The sequence below is a fragment of the Nocardioides dokdonensis FR1436 genome, from assembly GCF_001653335.1.
GTDB classification, from domain to species: domain Bacteria; phylum Actinomycetota; class Actinomycetes; order Propionibacteriales; family Nocardioidaceae; genus Nocardioides; species Nocardioides dokdonensis.
The window spans coordinates 529394-545093 of sequence record NZ_CP015079.1 but is presented as its reverse complement, the minus strand read 5'-3'; the positions used below and the strand labels follow the sequence as shown (position 1 = coordinate 545093).

The window sequence follows — 15700 nt, the reverse complement described above, 5'->3', positions numbered from 1 at the left end:
CGGGCAGGCTAGCGGCCCCCGCCCGGCCCGTCAGGACTTCAGCGCGACAGCTGGCGCGACCCCTCGGATCCGTAGCGGCGCTGGGGGTTGGAACCGATCGCCGTCTGGTCCGGGGTCGGCGCCGTGCGGGCCGCTGACTTCTTGGTCGGGGCCTTCTTGGTCGGGGCCTTCTTGGTCGCAGACTTCTTCGCCGCAGACTTCTTCGCCGGGGCCGACTTCCTCGCGGCCGCCCGCTTGCGCGGAGCCGGCCCCTCGACCGGGGTGGACCACTGCGCGATCCACTCGTCCAGCACCTTCCACGTCGTCCCGCGTGCGGCGCGACCGGTCAGCATCCCGAGGTGGCCCCCGGGGACGATCTCGAAGCGCACCTCCTGCGAGCCCTCGAGCAGCGGCACGAGGGCCTTGACCGCCGGGACCGGGGCGATCCCGTCGGAGGCGCCGCCGAAGACCAGCACGGGCACCGTGATCCGCTTGAGGTCGATGGTGCGGTCGTCGAGTTCGAACCGCCCGCCCTTGAGGACGTTGCCCTTGACGAAGCGGTGGTAGAGCTGCCCGAACGTGCGGCCCGGGTAGGCGATCATGCCCGCGGTGAATCGGTCGACGGCCTCGATCTGGGCGAGGAACTCGGAGTCGTCGAGGTGGGTGGTGATGGCGAGCGGCTTGGTGATCAGCTTCTGGAACGACGAGAGCTGGAAGGCCCACTTCACCAGCGGCTTCGGGGCCCCGCCCATCGCCTGGTAGGCGCGGGTGACCGCGCCCCGCCCGGCCAGGGGGTTGAGCTGCAGCAGGGGCCGCAGCGGCGCCACGATCGGCACCAGGGACACGTCGATCGGCGAGCCGACGACGGTGAGCGAGGCGATCGGCAGGTCGGGGGAGTCCGCGGAGGTGAGCATCGCGAAGATGCCGCCGAGGCTCCAGCCGACCACGTGCACCGGGCGGCCGCCGGCGTGCGCGGAGACCTCGCGGATCGCGGTCGGCACGACGTCGTCGATCCAGTGCTCCATGCCGAGGTTGCGGTTGCGGAAGGACACCTCGCCGTACTCCACCAGGTAGGTGGGTCGGCCCTCGGTGACGAAGTGCTGGACCAGCGAGCAACCGCGGCGCAGGTCGTAGCAGGTCGACGGTGCGGCCAACGGGGTGACGAGCAGCACCGGGTCGCCCACCTGACGGGTCGTGGCGACGGGCCGGTAGTGGTAGACCTCGCGCAGCTCCCCCTCGTCGATGAGGGTGCGCGGCATGGGTCGCAGGTCGGCGATGCCGCCGTAGAGCACCTTGTGCGCCACGTTGCTGGCAGCCGATACCAGCTGGTCGGGCTTGGGGATCAGGTCCACGATCCACCTCCTGCCCCGCAAACTACCGCGGGTGCCCGGGGTTACGGTGGCGGCGCCGCCCTGACCGCGTGCTGGGACGGGTGCTCAGGACCGGTGGGCGGGACGGACCGCCTTGCCGTGGGTGCCGACGTCGGACAGCTCGGTCATGAAGGAGTCCGCCCAGGCGGCGACGTCGTGCTGGGTGACGGTGCGGCGCATCGCCTTCATCCGTCGCCGCGTCTCCTTGTCCTCGGCCTGGTAGGCCTCGAGCAGCGCCGACTTCATGCCGTTGATGTCGTAGGGGTTGACCAACCACGCCTGGCGCAGCTCGTCGGCGGCCCCCGCGAACTCCGAGAGCACCAGCGCGCCGTCGTCGTTGAAGCGGCAGGCGACGTACTCCTTGGCGACCAGGTTCATGCCGTCGCGGTAGGGCGTGACGACCATGACGTCGGCGGTGCGGTATAGCGCGGCCATCTCCTCGCGCGGGTAGGAGGAGTGCAGGTACGAGATCGCAGGGCGACCGATCCGACCGAGGTCGCCGTTGATGCGGCCCACGAGGCGGTCGATCTCGTCGCGCAGGATGCGGTACTGCTCGACCTGCTCGCGGCTGGGCACCGCCACCTGCACGAAGACGGCGTCCTCGACGTCGAAGTGGCCGTCCTTGATCAGCTCGCTGAAGGCGCGCAGCCGCGCGTAGATGCCCTTGGTGTAGTCGAGTCGGTCGATGCCCAGGAAGATCTTGCGCGGGTTGCCGAGGGCCTCCCGGATCTCCGCGGAGCGCTGCGCCACCGGCTCCGAGCGGGCCAGCTCCTCGAAGCCGCCCGCGTCGATCGAGATCGGGAACGCCCGCGCGCGCACGGTCCGCCCGTCGGGCAGGTAGACCAGGTCGCGGTGCGTCTTGTGCCCGACCCGCTGGCGCACCAGGCGCACGAAGTTCTGCGCACCGCCCGGCATCTGGAAGCCGACCAGGTCGGCGCCCAGGAGACCCTCGAGGACCTGGCGGCGCCAGGGCAGCTGCTGGAACAGCTCGCCGGGCGGGAAGGGGATGTGCAGGTAGAAGCCGATGCGCAGGTCGGGACGCAGGTCACGCAGCATCTGCGGCACCAGCTGGAGCTGGTAGTCGTGCACCCACACGGTCGCGCCCTCGGCGGCCAGCGAGGCGGCCGTCTCGGCGAAGCGCTGGTTGACCGCGACGTAGGAGTCCCACCACTCGCGGTGGAACTCCGGCTTGGCGATCAGGTCGTGGTAGAGCGGCCACAGGGTGCCGTTGGAGAACCCCTCGTAGAAGCCCTCGATCTCATCGGCGCTCATCGTCATCGGGAACAGCTCGAGGCCGTCGTGCTCGAACGGCTGGAGGTCCTGGTCGGTGCCGCCCGGCCAGCCGATCCACACGCCGTGGTTGGCCCGCATCACCGGCTCGATGGCGGTCACCAGGCCACCGGGGGAGGTGCGCCAGCCCTTGGACCCGTCGGGCAGCACCACCCGGTCCACCGGGAGCCGGTTGGCGACGATCACGAGGTCGTAGGACACGGGACTCACCCTAGGCCGCGCCGCCTCACCTCGGGTCGCCCGGGAGGAGGGGACCCGGGGTCGGGGGCCGGGCGGGGAAGGTGACCCCGATCAGGCGGCGTACGTCGTCGAGCTGGGCCAGCACCGCCAGCGTGCGGGCGTGGGGGACCATCGGGCTCTCCCGCAGCCCCTCGCGCACGCACCGGGCCACCTCGGCGACCTCGTTCCCGTAGCCCGCACCCAGGACCGGCTCCCGTCCCGTGATCCGCACCGGTTCGCCCGGCCCGCTGGGGCCGTGCGGCACGAAGACGGCGGCCTCGGGGTGGTGGAAGTCGCCCTCGAGGTGGACGTGGCCGAGATCGGTGGCCAGCGCGGCGGAGCGGTCCGACCAGGAGGTCATCGACGCCGAGAGGGTGGCGAGCACCCCTCCGGGGTAGCGGCCCAGCACGGTGACGTCGAGGTCGGTGCCGCGCTCCGAGAGGACGGCCTCGGCGCTGAGCCGGTCGGGGGCGCCGAGCAGGAGGTGGGCGAAGGTGAGCGGGTAGATCCCCATGTCGAGCAGCGCGGAGGCGCCGAGCGCCGGGTCGAGCAACCGGTCGTCGGGGGCGGCGTCGACGCGGAAGCCCAGCTCGGCGCGCAGGGTGCGCGGGGTGCCCAGCTCCCCCGAGCGGACCCGGTCGGCGAGCTCGACCACCACCGGGTGGCACGCGGTCCACATCGCCTCCATCAGGAACCGGTCGTGCCGGCCGGCCAGACGCACCATCTCCTGGGCGTCGGCCAGGTCGAGGGTCACGGGCTTCTCGCACAGCACGTGCTTGCCGGCCTCGAACGCCATCCGGGCGTGCTCGAGGTGCAGCGCGTGCGGGGAGGCGATGTAGACGACGTCGACCTCGGGGTCCGCGACCAGGGCGGCGTACGACGCGTGGGCGCGGGCGGAGGGCGCGTGGGCGTCGACGAACGCCCGGGCCGACTCGAGGCGACGTGCGCCCACGGCCACCAGCTCCGACCCGGGCACGAGGGCGAGGTCGGCCGCCACGGTGCGTGCGACCTTGCCCGTGGCGAGGAAGCCCCAGCGCACCGTTCGCATGCGGGCCACCCTAGGGCGGTGGGTCGCCCGGGAGGGGGAGCAGACACGCCGCCACTAATGACACGGGTGTAGTTCCCTGCGTCTACGATGGCCTGCAGCCCACCCACCACGTACCAGCCCAGTCGGGAGATGCCGCATGGAGCCCCAGCGGGACGCCGCCCACGCCCAGCCCGTCATCGAGACGCCCGTCCTGAGCGAGCGGGACAGCCAGATCCTGGAGTTCGAGCGCCAGTGGTGGAAGTACGCCGGCGCCAAGGAGGCGGCCGTGCGCGAGAAGTTCGACATGAGCTCCACGCGGTACTACCAGGTCCTCAACGCCCTCATCGACAAGCCGGAGGCCCTCGAGGCCGACCCGCTGCTCGTCCGTCGCCTGCGCCGCCTCCGGGCCGCCCGCCAGCGCCAGCGCTCCGCGCGCCGGCTCGGTTTCGAGCTCTGAGCCCCGTGCGCGCACGCACCGAGCGCGGGACCGTCCTGCCGTCCCCCGTCGTGATCCTCTCGATCGTCGCGGTCGCGATGGCCGCCTTCGCCTTCGTGGCCACCCAGGGCAGCGAGCCGACCGAGCGCGAGATCACCCCCGCGGCCCGTGAGTCGGTCGAGGACACCACCTCGCCGGCCGCGGAGACCAAGCCCCCGAAGCCGAAGCCGACCAAGAAGCCGGCGCCCGCGATCAAGCGCGGCCAGGTCTACGTCGAGGTCTACAACAACTCCTCCATCACCGGGCTCGCCGGACGGGCCGCGCAGCGCGTGACCGGCGCGGGCTGGCAGGTCGTGGGCGAGGACAACTGGTACGGCACCGTGCCCGCCACCACCGTCTACTACCCGCCGAAGCTGGAGCGGGCCGCCGAGCTGCTGGCGCTCGACCTCGGCATCGACCGCACCCTCGAGGCCACCGGGGCCATGAAGCTCGACCGGCTGACCCTGATCCTCACCGGCGAGCTCGACTGACGCCTGCGATGCAGTTCGCCTCCGCCGCGGCCGAGGGTCGGTACGCCGCCCTCGTGCGCGCGGCCGCCGACAGCGTGATCGGTCTCGACTTCGACGGCACGCTGGCCCCGATCGTCGACGACCCCGAGCGCGCGCACATCCACCCCGACGCCGCCGACGTGCTCGTCGCGCTGGCCGGGCAGGTGCGCGCGGTCGCCGTGGTGACCGGTCGGCCGGCCCGCCAGGCGCTCGACCTCGGCGGGCTCGAGGAGCTCGCCGACGCGGTGCACGCGGCCGGCAAGGACCTCTACGTCTTCGGTCAGTACGGCAACGAGCGCTGGTCCTCGGCGCAGCGTCGCATCGTCTCCCCGCGACCGCCCGCCGGGCTGGCCTCCTTCGAGCGCGAGCTGCCCCAGGTGCTGCGCGCCGCGGACGCGGCCGACGCGTGGGTCGAGGCCAAGGGACTCGCGGTGGCCGTGCACACCCGGCGGCTCGCGGACCCCGAGGCCGCCTTCCAGCGGCTCGAGGGCCCGGTCGGCGACCTGGCCCGCGCCCACCACCTCGTCGTCGAGCCGGGGCGCAGCGTGCTGGAGGTGCGCTCGCCGGGCATGCACAAGGGGCAGGCCGTGGACGCCCTCGTCTCCGAGCTCGGCGCCGGTGGCTTCCTCTACGCCGGTGACGACCTCGGCGACGTCGAGGCCTTCGAGGCGGTCGCCACGCACGGGCAGACCGGACTCGCGACGCTGCTGGTGGCGGTGTCCTCCTCCGAGCAGCAGGCCCTGGTCGAGCGCGCCGACGTCGTCGTCGCGGGACCCGACGAGGTGCTCGACCTCCTCCGGGAGCTGACGGCCGACGCCGCAGCGCGGCGCGCCTGACCCCTGCCCCTCGGGTGTCCACATCGCGGACGTTCGTTTCGCGTGTCGAGACACGTGACCCGTACAGTGGTCCGCAGCTCATCAAGAGGGACTGAGGGAACGGCCCGTCGACGTCCCGGCAACCGCCACGATCCTCCGCCCACCGGGCGGTCCGCACCTGCGGCCCGCCTGCGACAGCGGTTCGTGGAAACGGTGCTACATCCGGCCCGGTGCGAAGGACGCCCGGGGAAGATGAGGAGGAGGACTGTCATGAGCGCTGTCACCATCGAGAAGCCCACCCTGCGCGAGGGTGCGTTCGGCCACGCGACCGGGCTGGTGTGCCGCGAGTGCGGCCACCGGGTCGAGCTCGGCCCGCACTACGCCTGCATCGAGTGCTTCGGCCCCCTCGAGGTCGCCTACGACTTCCCCGCGGTCACCCGCGCGCAGATCGAGGCCGGCCCGAGCAACATCTGGCGCTACAAGGCCCTGCTGCCGGTGCCGTCCGACATCGAGTCCAGCCCCAACATGGAGCCGGGCTTCACCCGCCTGCTCGAGGCGCGCAACCTCGCCGCCGAGCTGGGCCTGGACAAGCTGTGGGTCAAGGACGACTCCACCAACCCGACCAACTCCTTCAAGGACCGGGTCGTGGCCTGCGCCCTGAGCGCGGCGGTCGAGCTGAAGGCCAAGGTCTTCGCATGTCCGAGCACCGGCAACCTCGCCAACGCGGTGGCCGCAGCCGGCGCCCGCGCCGGGCTCAAGACCGTGGTCTTCATCCCGAGCAACCTCGAGACGCCCAAGCAGGTGAACTCGGCGGTCTTCACCGACTCGCTGGTCGCGGTCGAGGGCAACTACGACGACGTCAACAAGCTGGCCTCGGAGATCGCCGGGGAGGAGGAGGGGTGGGCGTTCGTCAACGTCAACGTGCGCCCCTTCTACGCCGAGGGCTCCAAGACCCTGGGCTACGAGATCGCCGAGCAGCTCGGGTGGCGCCTGCCCGACCAGGTCGTCATCCCGGTCGCCTCCGGGTCGCAGCTGACCAAGGTGCACAAGGCCTTCCGCGAGCTCGTCGACCTGGGCCTCGTCGAGGACAAGCCGGTCAAGATCTACGGAGCCCAGGCCGCCGGCTGCTCGCCGGTGTCGACGGCGTACAAGGGCGGGGTCGACGCGATCCGTCCGGTCAAGCCCGACACCATCGCCAAGAGCCTGGCCATCGGCAACCCCGCCGACGGGATCTACGTCCTCGACATCTGCCGGGAGACCGGGGGAGCCGTCGAGGACGTCACCGACGCCGAGGTCCGTGCAGGCATCGTGTCCCTGGCGCGCACCGAGGGCATCTTCACCGAGACCGCCGGCGGCACCACGGTCGCGGTGCTGCGCAAGCTCGTCGAGACCGGCCAGCTCGACACCTCGCTCGAGACGGTCGTGATCAACACCGGTCACGGCCTCAAGACCCTCGACGCGGTCGCGGGATCGGTGCGTCCGGCCGCGACCATCGCGCCGTCGTACGCTGCGTTCGCCGCCACCGGCATCGCCTGAGACGAGGAGTCGCAGCCATGAGCGTGTCCGTCCGCATCCCCACCATCCTGCGCACCTACACCGGCGGCGCGAGCGAGGTGCCGGCCTCCGGAACGACGCTGGCGGAGGTCCTCGACGACCTCGAGGCGCACCACGCCGGCATCCGGGCCCGCATCCTCGATGACAACGGTGCACTGCGTCGCTTCGTCAACGTCTACGTCGGCAACGAGGACGTTCGCTTCCTCGAGGACCTGGCCACCCCGACCCCGGACGGGGTCCAGGTCTCGGTGATCCCGGCGGTCGCGGGCGGCTGAGCCGGGGCGCTCACGCGTTTGCACTCGCCATGGTCGAGTGCTAAGAATGGCCATTGGCAGTCTCGTCATGAGAGTGCCAGCCATCCCCGGTCCGGGGAGTTGAGGTCAGCAGCGTCGGCGGGAAGGGTCCGCCGGTTCGGCCTGGCCGTCCGTCGCGGGCAACGAACCGGTCCACAACTCTTGATTGCGAAGGATCGCGAGAGTTATGCCGAAGCTGATTGCATTCGATGAGGAGGCCCGGCGCGGTCTCGAGCGTGGCATGAACACGCTCGCTGACGCCGTGAAGGTCACCCTCGGTCCCAAGGGCCGCAACGTCGTCCTCGAGAAGAAGTGGGGTGCCCCCACGATCACCAACGACGGTGTGAGCATCGCCAAGGAGATCGAGCTCGAGGACCCCTACGAGAAGATCGGTGCCGAGCTCGTCAAGGAGGTCGCCAAGAAGACGGACGACGTCGCTGGCGACGGCACCACCACCGCCACCGTGCTGGCCCAGGCGATGGTCCGCGAGGGCCTGCGCAACGTGGCCGCCGGTGCGAACCCGATGAGCCTCAAGCGCGGCATCGAGGCCGCTGTGGCCTCCGTGTCCGAGTCGCTGTCCTCCATGGCCATCGACATCGAGACCAAGGAGCAGATCGCGGCCACGGCCTCGATCTCCGCTGCTGACCCCACCGTCGGCGAGATCATCGCCGAGGCGATGGACAAGGTCGGCAAGGAAGGCGTCATCACGGTCGAGGAGTCGAACACCTTCGGGCTCGACCTCGAGCTGACCGAGGGCATGCGCTTCGACAAGGGCTACATCTCGGCGTACTTCGCGACCGACATGGAGCGCATGGAGGCCGTCCTCGAGGACGTCTACATCCTGATCGCCAACCAAAAGGTCTCGAACGTCAAGGACCTGCTGCCGATCCTCGAGAAGGTCATGCAGTCGGGCAAGCCCCTGCTGATCATCGCCGAGGACACCGACGGCGAGGCGCTGTCGACCCTGGTCGTCAACAAGATCCGCGGCACCTTCAAGTCCGTGGCCGTCAAGGCCCCCGGCTTCGGCGACCGCCGCAAGGCCATGCTGCAGGACATCGCGATCCTCACCGGCGGTCAGGTCATCTCCGAGGAGGTCGGCCTCAAGCTCGAGACGACCGGCCTCGAGCTGCTCGGCCAGGCCCGCAAGGTCGTCATCACCAAGGACGAGACCACGATCGTCGAGGGCGCCGGCGACGCCGCCCAGATCGAGGGCCGGGTCAACCAGATCCGGGCCGAGATCGAGAAGTCGGACTCCGACTACGACCGCGAGAAGCTCCAGGAGCGTCTCGCGAAGCTGGCCGGCGGCGTGGCCGTCATCAAGGTCGGCGCGGCCACCGAGGTCGAGCTCAAGGAGCGCAAGCACCGCATCGAGGACGCCGTTCGCAACGCGAAGGCGGCCGTCGAGGAGGGCATCGTCGCCGGAGGTGGCGTGGCGCTCGTGCAGGCCGCCGCCACCGCCTTCGACAAGCTCGAGCTCGAGGGTGACGAGGCGACGGGCGCGAACATCGTGCGCGTGGCCACCGAGGCCCCGCTGAAGCAGATCGCGATCAACGCGGGCATGGAGGGCGGTGTCGTCGCGGAGAAGGTGCGCAACCTGACCCCCGGCCACGGCCTGAACGCCGCCACCGGCGAGTACGTCGACATGATCGCCGCTGGCATCATCGACCCCGCCAAGGTGACCCGCAGCGCGCTGCAGAACGCCGCCTCCATCGCGGCGCTCTTCCTCACCACCGAGGTCGTCGTGGCCGACAAGCCGGAGAAGGCGTCCGCGATGCCGGGCGGCGACGGCGGCATGGGCGGCATGGGCGGCATGGACTTCTGATCGGTCCGCACCCGTAGCACCCAGCACCACCAGCACCACCAGCTCCACCAGCTCCACCAGCAGGGCCCTCGCCGTCAGGCGGGGGCCCTGCTGCGTCGCCCACCCGGGACGTCATGCGTCCGGCACCGACGGACGTCCTGTCCGTACGACGTCCCAGGGTGGTCCGGAGGTTTCGTGCGGGGGTGAGTGCGGCAGGCTGGGCGCGTGGACGAGACCCAGGTCAACCAGCCCAGCCACCCCGACGGCCCCGACGGCCCCGTGCGCACGTCGGGTCGCGGCCCGCTCACGTGGCTGGTGGCTGCGCTGGCCGTCGTGGTCATCCTCGTGGTCAGCGCGATCGCGCTGCTCGGCGGCGACGACGCCGAGGTGCCGCTGGCCGACGAGACCGGGGTCGCCTCGCAGGAGGGCGACGAGGACGCTGACGACCAGCCCTCGGTGACGCGACTCGAGACGGCCGAGGAGACCGGGCGCTGCATGCTGCCCACCGCCGAGGCGCTGGCCGAGCAGCCGCTCGCCCTCGAGGGCACCGTCGTGGGCGTCGAGGACGGCGTGGCCGTGCTCGACCCCGAGGAGTTCTTCGCCGGGCGGGCCACCGACCGGGTCGAGGTCGTGGCACCCACCGAGAGCGACCGGGCGCTGCTGGGCAGCGTCGAGCTGGAGGAGGGGTCGCGCTACCTGGTCGCGGCCGCCGACGGCCGGGTCGTCGGCTGTGGCCTGAGCGGCCCCGCGGAGCCGGAGCTCGCCGAGCTCTACGCCGAGGCCTTCCACCGCTGAGGTGCGTCCCTGCTGAGCCGCGCGGCCGCGTGCGGCACAGTGGTCCCGTGCAGACCGCCGGGCTCCTCCTCGCCGCCGGTGCCGGTCGCCGCATGGGCACCCCCAAGGCGCTGGTCACCGACCCCCGCGGCCCGTGGCTGACCCGCGCCGTGCGGCTGCTGGTCGACGGCGGCTGCGACCCCGTGACCGTGGTGCTGGGCGCCGCGGCCGCGGAGGCCGGCCGTCTCCTCGACGACGAGCTCGAGGTCGAGGTCGAGGTCCAGGTCGTGCTCGCCGAGCGGTGGTCCGAGGGCATGGGCGCCTCGCTGGGCGCCGGGCTGACCGCACTGGGGGACACCGCAGCACCCGCGGTGCTCGTGACGCTGGTCGACCTGCCCGACCTGGTGCCCGAGGTCGTGCGCCGCCTGGTCGCGGCCGGCGACGGGCCGGCGAGCCTCGCGCGAGCGGCGTACGCCGGCGTGCCGGGGCACCCCGTGCTGCTGGGCCGGGAGCACTGGGCGGGCGTGGTCGCCTCCGCCGTGGGCGACCAGGGCGCCCGGGACTACCTCGCCACCCGCGAGGTGCGGCTGGTCGAGTGCGGCGACCTGGCCACCGGCCACGACGTCGACACCCCGCGCTGAGTGCCCGGGTCAGGTCCGGCGGATCCGGATCGGGCCCGTCGCGGTGGCCGGGTCCACCACCCGACCGCCCTGCAGGACCTCCACCTCACCGGCCGCCACCAGCCGCCGGGCCGCGCGCCGGGCCGGCTCCATCAGGTTCCGCCAGCCGTCCTCGCTGCCCACCGACCGCGCGGCCTCGGAGGGGCAGATGGTGCTGGTGGGGGCGCGGGCGGCCAGCAGGTCGAGGATGCTCTGCTCCAGCGCCCGGCCGGTCTCGTCGACGTCCACCGTCCCAGTATCCGCCCGCCCGTGCCGCCCCCGGCCAGGAGCCCACGACCTCCTGGCTAGCCTGGCTCCATGGAGCTCCCCGACGTGCCCGACGCCCGAGCGGTCGCAGCGCGCCTGCGCGAGACCGGCTACCTGTGCGACGACGACCTGGCCACCGTGGTCTTCCTCGCGCTGCGCATGCAGCGCCCCCTGCTCCTCGAGGGCGAGCCCGGCACCGGCAAGACCGCGCTGGCCGAGGCGCTGGCGGCCTCGCTCGACCTGCCGCTGGTGCGCCTGCAGTGCTACGAGGGGATCGACGCCACCCAGGCCCTCTACGACTGGGACTTCCCGCGCCAGGTCCTGCACCTGCGCGCCCTCGAGGCCGCCGGCGCCGACATCGACGTCGAGGGCGCCGAGAAGAGCCTGTACGACGAGCGGTTCCTGCTCGCCCGCCCCGTGCTGGCCGCGCTCCAGCAGGCCCCCGTGGTGCTGCTGGTCGACGAGGTCGACCGCGCCGACGACGAGTTCGAGGCGTTCCTCCTCGAGGTGCTCTCGACCTACCAGGTGTCGATCCCCGAGCTCGGCACCGTGCGCGCCGCGACCCCGCCGATCGTGGTGCTGACCTCCAACCGCACCCGCGAGCTGCACGACGCCCTCAAGCGCCGCTGCCTCTACCACTGGATCGACCACCCGGGCCTCGAGCGCGAGGTCGAGGTGGTGCGCACCCGGGCGCCCGAGGTCTCCGAGACCCTGGCCCGCCAGGTCGTCACCGTGGTCCAGCAGCTGCGCACCGGCTCCGTCGCCGGGCCCCTGCAGAAGCTGCCCGGCGTCGCCGAGACCCTCGACTGGGCCCGCGCCCTGCACCACCTGGGGGCCACCGAGATCGACCTGGGGTCCGCGGCCCGCACCGTCGGGGCGCTGGTGAAGTACCGCGAGGACGCGGACCGCGTGCGGCAGGCCCTGGACCGGATGCTGACGCCGTGACAGCCGGCGCTGCCGCCACGGCGACCCGTGGCCCCGACGAGGTGCTGCTGGGCTTCACCCACGCCCTGCGCGCCGCCGGGGTCGGGGTCACCCACGACCGGGGCGCCTCCTTCCTGACCGCGACCGCGCTCGTCGGTCTGGGCGACGTGGCCGCGGTCCGGGCCGCGGGCCGGGCCACGCTCTGCACCGGGCCGGACGACCTCGAGCGCTTCGACCAGGTCTTCGCGGCGTGGTTCGACCCCCGCGGCGAGCTGCCCCGCTCGCGGCCCGCGCCCGAGGGCGCCCCCGCCCCGGCGCTGCTGCCCGAGAACGACCCCGGCCCCGGTGCCGGCGAGCAGGACGACGACGAGGTCGTGCGGGCGATGGCCTCCGAGGTCGAGGTGCTGCGCCACCGCGACGTCGCCGCCCTGAGCCCGGCCGAGAAGGCCCGACTGGCGGGCATGTTCGCCTCGCTGCGCGTGCGGGCACCGGTGCGGCGCACCTCCCGGCACGAGCGGTGGCGCCGCGGCGACGTCGACGCCTCCCGCACGGTGCGCGCCAGCATGCGCCGGATGGGGGAGCCCGCCGAGATCGTCCGGCGCCGCCGCTCGGTGCGCCCGCGACGCGTGGTGTTGCTGCTCGACGTGTCGGGCTCGATGAGCGGGTACGCCGACGCGCTGCTGCGCCTGGCCCACCGGATGACCCACGCGCTGCCGAGGTCGCGGGTCGAGACGTTCACGATCGGCACCCGGCTGACGCACCTGACCCGGTCGCTGTCGCTGCGCGACGCCGACCGGGCCCTGGTGGCGGCCGGCGAGTCGGTGCCGGACTGGTCAGGAGGCACCCGGTTGGGGGAGTCGCTGGGCGTCTTCCTCGACCGCTTCGGTCGCCGCGGGACCGCCCGCGGCGCGGTCGTGGTGATCGTCAGCGACGGCTGGGAGCGCGGGGATCCCTCGCTGCTGGCCGAGCAGGTCGCGCGGCTGCACCGGGTGGCGCACCGCGTGGTGTGGGTCAACCCGCACCGTGGCAAGGCCGGCTACGAGCCGGTGCAGCAGGGCGTGCTGGCAGTGCTGCCGCACGTCGACGACTTCCTCGCCGGGCACTCCCTGGCGACCTATGCCGAGCTCTGCGAGGTGATCGCCCGTGCGTGACGTGCTGCCCGAGCTGATGAGGTGGTGGGAGGCCGGTGAGACGGTCGGCGTGGCCACGGTGGTCGCGACCTTCCGCTCCGCACCCCGCCCGCCCGGGGCGTCCATGCTGGTGGGACCCGACGCCACCGCGGTCGGCTCCGTCTCCGGCGGCTGCGTCGAGGGCGCGGTCTACGAGCAGGCCCAGGAGGTGGTCGCCAGCGGCGTCCCCGTCCTGGACCGCTACGGCGTCTCCGACGACGACGCCTTCGCGGTCGGCCTGACCTGCGGCGGCATCCTCGACGTGTGGGTCGAGCGGGTCTCGCGCGAGAGCTTCCCCGAGCTCGGCGAGCTCGCCGCCGACATCGAGGCGGGCCGGCCCGTGGCGCTGGCGACGGTCATCGACCACCCGGACCCGGCCTGGCGCGGGCGCCGGATCGTCGTGCGCCCCGACGAGGAGCCCGTCGCCGGCTCGATCGGCTCCCCGCGTGCCGACGACGCCGTGCACGACGACGCGCTGGGGCTGCTGGCCAGCGGCACCAGCGCGACCCTGGGCTACGGCCCCGACGGCGAGCGGCGCGGGGAGGGCATGCGGGTCTTCGTGTGGGCCTTCGCCCCCAAGCCCCGGATGCTGGTCTTCGGCGCCATCGACTTCGCCGCCGCGGTCGCGCGCGTCGGCAGCTTCCTGGGCTACCACGTCACGGTCTGCGACGCCCGGCCCGTCTTCGCCACCACCAGCCGCTTCCCCGACGCCGACGAGGTCGTCGTCGACTGGCCGCACCGCTACCTGGCCGGGGAGCAGGAGGCGGGACGCATCGACCAGCGCACGGTGCTCGCGGTGCTCACCCACGACCCGAAGTTCGACGTGCCGCTGCTCGAGGTCGCGCTGCGCCTGCCCGAGGTCGCCTACGTCGGTGCGATGGGCTCACGCCGCACCCACGACGACCGGCTCGAGCGGCTGCGTGCGGCGGGCGTCACCGACGCCGAGCTGGCCCGGTTCTCCAGCCCGATCGGCCTCGACCTCGGCGCCCGCACCCCGGAGGAGACCGCGATCTCCATCGCTGCCGAGATCATCGCCCTGCACTGGGGCGGCACCGGCGAGCGGCTCGCCGGCACCGACGGCCGCATCCACGCCAGCCACCCCCACGACCTGGAGTGAGGCGGCGGCCCCTCGGCAGCGTGACCCAGGTCACCACCGCGGTGCTAGGTTGCCTCGCATGGGCACCGCCAGCTCCGACCTGCACTCCCGGCGGGTCGACGCGGTCCGCGCCTGGACGTCCTTCGTGGAGGAGGGCGACGACGCACGTGCCCGGGTGCGCCCCGAGATCCTGACCAGCTGGACCCGGTCGGGGGCGACGGTGTCGCCCGACGTGCGGGAGGCGCCGCTGGCCGACGAGTCCGAGACGGCCGCGTTCTGGTCCGACTCGCCGCTGCAGACCGCGGTCGAGCGCGTCGAGAGCGACCTGCGCCGCACCGCCGAGGACGGCGACCTGGTGGTGGCGGTGACGGACCCGCAGACCCGCGTCCTGTGGACGTACGGCGGCCGGGTGATGCGCCGCGAGGCCGAGGCGGTCAACTTCGTGCCCGGTGGGCGCTGGGACGACGAGTCGGTCGGCACCAACGCGCTCGACCTGGCCAACCGCCACGGCGCCCCCGCGACGGTCTTCAGCGCCGAGCACTACGCCTCGATCGTGCACGACTGGGTCTGCTGGGCGGCACCGGTGCGCGACCCCGCCACGGGGGTGCAGCTCGGCGTGCTCGACCTCTCCACGACCTGGGACCGCACCCACCCGATCGGGCTGGCCACCGCGCGGGTGCTGGCGCGGCTGATCGAGCAGGCCCTGCCGGCGACCGCCCACCCGCTCGGCGCGACGGCCGACGAGACCGGCGACCCCGGCCTGGTGATGACCCTGCTGGGTCAGGCCGAGACCCGCTTCGACGGCCAGCGGCTGCTGCTGAGCCGACGCCAGACCGAGATCCTCGCGCTGCTGGCGCTGCACCCGCAGGGCCTCTCCCTCGACCAGCTGCACGCCATGGTCTACGGCGAGCAGACGGTGACGTTCTCGACGCTCAAGGCCGAGGTCTCGCACCTGCGCCACGCCCTGGGCGGCCAGCTCTCCTCGCGGCCCTACCGCCTGCAGATGCCGGTGCACACCGACGTCGACCACGTGCTCTCGCTGCTGCGCCGCGGCTTCGTCGGGGCGGCCGTCGACGCCTACGGCGGCGACCTGCTCCCCGGCACCGACTCACCGGCCCTGCAGGAGATGGGGGAGTACGTCGCGGTCTCGGTCCGCGAGTCGCTGCTGGCCCGCCCCGACCCCGACGCGGTCGCGCGCTACAGCGAGCTCGCGCCGTACGACACCGAGGTCGTGGAGGCCTGCCTGGCCAGCCCAGGGACCCTCGCGCACCCGGTCGCACCGCTGCTCAAGGGACGCCTCGCAGCGGCGCGGCGCTGAGCCCGCCCGCAGAACGAGACCCAGTCGTTACCCCTTTGCCGCCCGATCGACGGGGCATCCGCGGCCGGACCGGTCTATGGTCGAAAGGCCTACGGTCCCCTGCAGCGTGCTCGGGCAGCTGCGTACCACCGGCAGGTTTCTTGACGATCGTTGTGTGGCTG

16 protein-coding genes and 1 riboswitch are annotated in these 15700 nt (G+C 72.9%); of the genes, 12 read left to right on the top strand and 4 right to left on the bottom strand.

Annotation, left to right across the window (positions count from 1 at the left end):
* Nucleotides 1-38: 38 nt before the first annotated feature.
* The 3 genes from I601_RS02630 to I601_RS02620 form a co-directional block, all read right to left on the bottom strand.
* Nucleotides 39-1331, bottom strand: coding sequence for an alpha/beta fold hydrolase (locus I601_RS02630; protein WP_237089533.1), 1293 nt, complete (start codon nt 1329-1331; stop codon nt 39-41).
* A gap of 84 nt (nt 1332-1415) precedes the next feature.
* Nucleotides 1416-2849: an alpha,alpha-trehalose-phosphate synthase (UDP-forming) gene (locus I601_RS02625; protein ID WP_068106076.1), complete on the bottom strand. Its 1434-nt coding sequence runs from the start codon at nt 2847-2849 to the stop codon at nt 1416-1418.
* A gap of 16 nt (nt 2850-2865) precedes the next feature.
* Entirely contained in the window at nt 2866-3906 is a 1041-nt protein-coding gene (locus tag I601_RS02620; RefSeq protein WP_068106072.1) for a Gfo/Idh/MocA family protein, read from the bottom strand.
* Between the two features lie 136 nt (nt 3907-4042).
* Between I601_RS02620 and I601_RS02615 the strand changes: the two genes are divergently transcribed.
* The 8 genes from I601_RS02615 (at nt 4043) to I601_RS02580 (ending at nt 10747) form a co-directional block, all read left to right on the top strand.
* A complete protein-coding gene (locus I601_RS02615) occupies nt 4043-4342 on the top strand; it encodes a DUF3263 domain-containing protein (protein WP_068106068.1) in 300 nt (99 codons plus the stop codon).
* Between the two features lie 5 nt (nt 4343-4347).
* Nucleotides 4348-4851, top strand: a complete 504-nt coding sequence (locus tag I601_RS02610) for a LytR C-terminal domain-containing protein (RefSeq protein WP_068106065.1) — start codon at nt 4348-4350, stop codon at nt 4849-4851.
* An 8-nt stretch (nt 4852-4859) separates the two neighbouring features.
* Complete coding sequence (gene otsB, locus I601_RS02605; protein WP_068106062.1) at nt 4860-5705, top strand: trehalose-phosphatase; 846 nt, start codon at nt 4860-4862, stop codon at nt 5703-5705.
* Between the two features lie 75 nt (nt 5706-5780).
* A riboswitch (SAM riboswitch) is annotated at nt 5781-5943 on the top strand.
* 11 nt (nt 5944-5954) lie between these two features.
* Entirely contained in the window at nt 5955-7220 is a 1266-nt protein-coding gene (thrC, locus tag I601_RS02600) for a threonine synthase (protein ID WP_068106059.1), read from the top strand.
* 17 nt (nt 7221-7237) lie between these two features.
* Nucleotides 7238-7513: a MoaD/ThiS family protein gene (locus tag I601_RS02595; protein WP_068106056.1), complete on the top strand. Its 276-nt coding sequence runs from the start codon at nt 7238-7240 to the stop codon at nt 7511-7513.
* A 205-nt stretch (nt 7514-7718) separates the two neighbouring features.
* Complete coding sequence (gene groL / locus I601_RS02590) at nt 7719-9353, top strand: chaperonin GroEL (protein ID WP_068106051.1); 1635 nt, start codon at nt 7719-7721, stop codon at nt 9351-9353.
* 204 nt (nt 9354-9557) lie between these two features.
* The gene (locus I601_RS02585; RefSeq protein WP_068106047.1) at nt 9558-10127 is read left to right on the top strand and encodes a hypothetical protein; all 570 of its coding nucleotides are present in this window, start codon (nt 9558-9560) and stop codon (nt 10125-10127) included.
* 47 nt (nt 10128-10174) lie between these two features.
* Nucleotides 10175-10747, top strand: coding sequence for a nucleotidyltransferase family protein (locus I601_RS02580; protein ID WP_084527053.1), 573 nt, complete (start codon nt 10175-10177; stop codon nt 10745-10747).
* A 9-nt stretch (nt 10748-10756) separates the two neighbouring features.
* Here the strand turns inward: I601_RS02580 and I601_RS21045 are convergent, their stop codons facing one another.
* Nucleotides 10757-11014, bottom strand: coding sequence for a DUF3253 domain-containing protein (locus I601_RS21045; RefSeq protein ID WP_068106045.1), 258 nt, complete (start codon nt 11012-11014; stop codon nt 10757-10759).
* 69 nt (nt 11015-11083) lie between these two features.
* On the opposite strand from I601_RS21045, the gene I601_RS02570 reads away from it, so the two are divergent.
* The 4 genes from I601_RS02570 to I601_RS02555 are packed head-to-tail and all read left to right on the top strand — an operon-like array spanning nt 11084 to nt 15539.
* A complete protein-coding gene (locus tag I601_RS02570; protein WP_068106043.1) occupies nt 11084-11977 on the top strand; it encodes an AAA family ATPase in 894 nt (297 codons plus the stop codon).
* Nucleotides 11974-13107: a vWA domain-containing protein gene (locus I601_RS02565; RefSeq protein WP_068106040.1), complete on the top strand. Its 1134-nt coding sequence runs from the start codon at nt 11974-11976 to the stop codon at nt 13105-13107. The genes I601_RS02570 and I601_RS02565 overlap by 4 nt, the downstream gene beginning before the upstream one ends.
* On the top strand, nt 13100-14242 hold the full coding sequence (locus tag I601_RS02560) for an XdhC family protein (RefSeq protein WP_068106037.1): 1143 nt from the start codon (nt 13100-13102) through the stop codon (nt 14240-14242). Before I601_RS02565 ends, I601_RS02560 begins: the two co-directional genes overlap by 8 nt.
* A gap of 58 nt (nt 14243-14300) precedes the next feature.
* Nucleotides 14301-15539, top strand: a complete 1239-nt coding sequence (locus tag I601_RS02555) for a helix-turn-helix domain-containing protein (RefSeq protein ID WP_068106034.1) — start codon at nt 14301-14303, stop codon at nt 15537-15539.
* Nucleotides 15540-15700 lie beyond the last annotated feature (161 nt).

Excerpts from the sequence above, each read along its gene's own strand:
- I601_RS02570 (WP_068106043.1), top strand. The coding sequence starts at position 11,084 with ATGGAGCTCCCCGACGTGCCCGACGCCCGAGCGGTCGCAGCGCGCCTG.
- I601_RS02615 (WP_068106068.1), top strand. The coding sequence starts at position 4,043 with ATGGAGCCCCAGCGGGACGCCGCCCACGCCCAGCCCGTCATCGAGACG.
- I601_RS02595 (WP_068106056.1), top strand. The coding sequence starts at position 7,238 with ATGAGCGTGTCCGTCCGCATCCCCACCATCCTGCGCACCTACACCGGC.
- I601_RS02555 (WP_068106034.1), top strand. The coding sequence starts at position 14,301 with ATGGGCACCGCCAGCTCCGACCTGCACTCCCGGCGGGTCGACGCGGTC.
- otsB (WP_068106062.1), top strand. The coding sequence starts at position 4,860 with ATGCAGTTCGCCTCCGCCGCGGCCGAGGGTCGGTACGCCGCCCTCGTG.
- I601_RS02620 (WP_068106072.1), bottom strand. The coding sequence starts at position 3,906 with ATGCGAACGGTGCGCTGGGGCTTCCTCGCCACGGGCAAGGTCGCACGC.
- groL (WP_068106051.1), top strand. The coding sequence starts at position 7,719 with ATGCCGAAGCTGATTGCATTCGATGAGGAGGCCCGGCGCGGTCTCGAG.
- thrC (WP_068106059.1), top strand. The coding sequence starts at position 5,955 with ATGAGCGCTGTCACCATCGAGAAGCCCACCCTGCGCGAGGGTGCGTTC.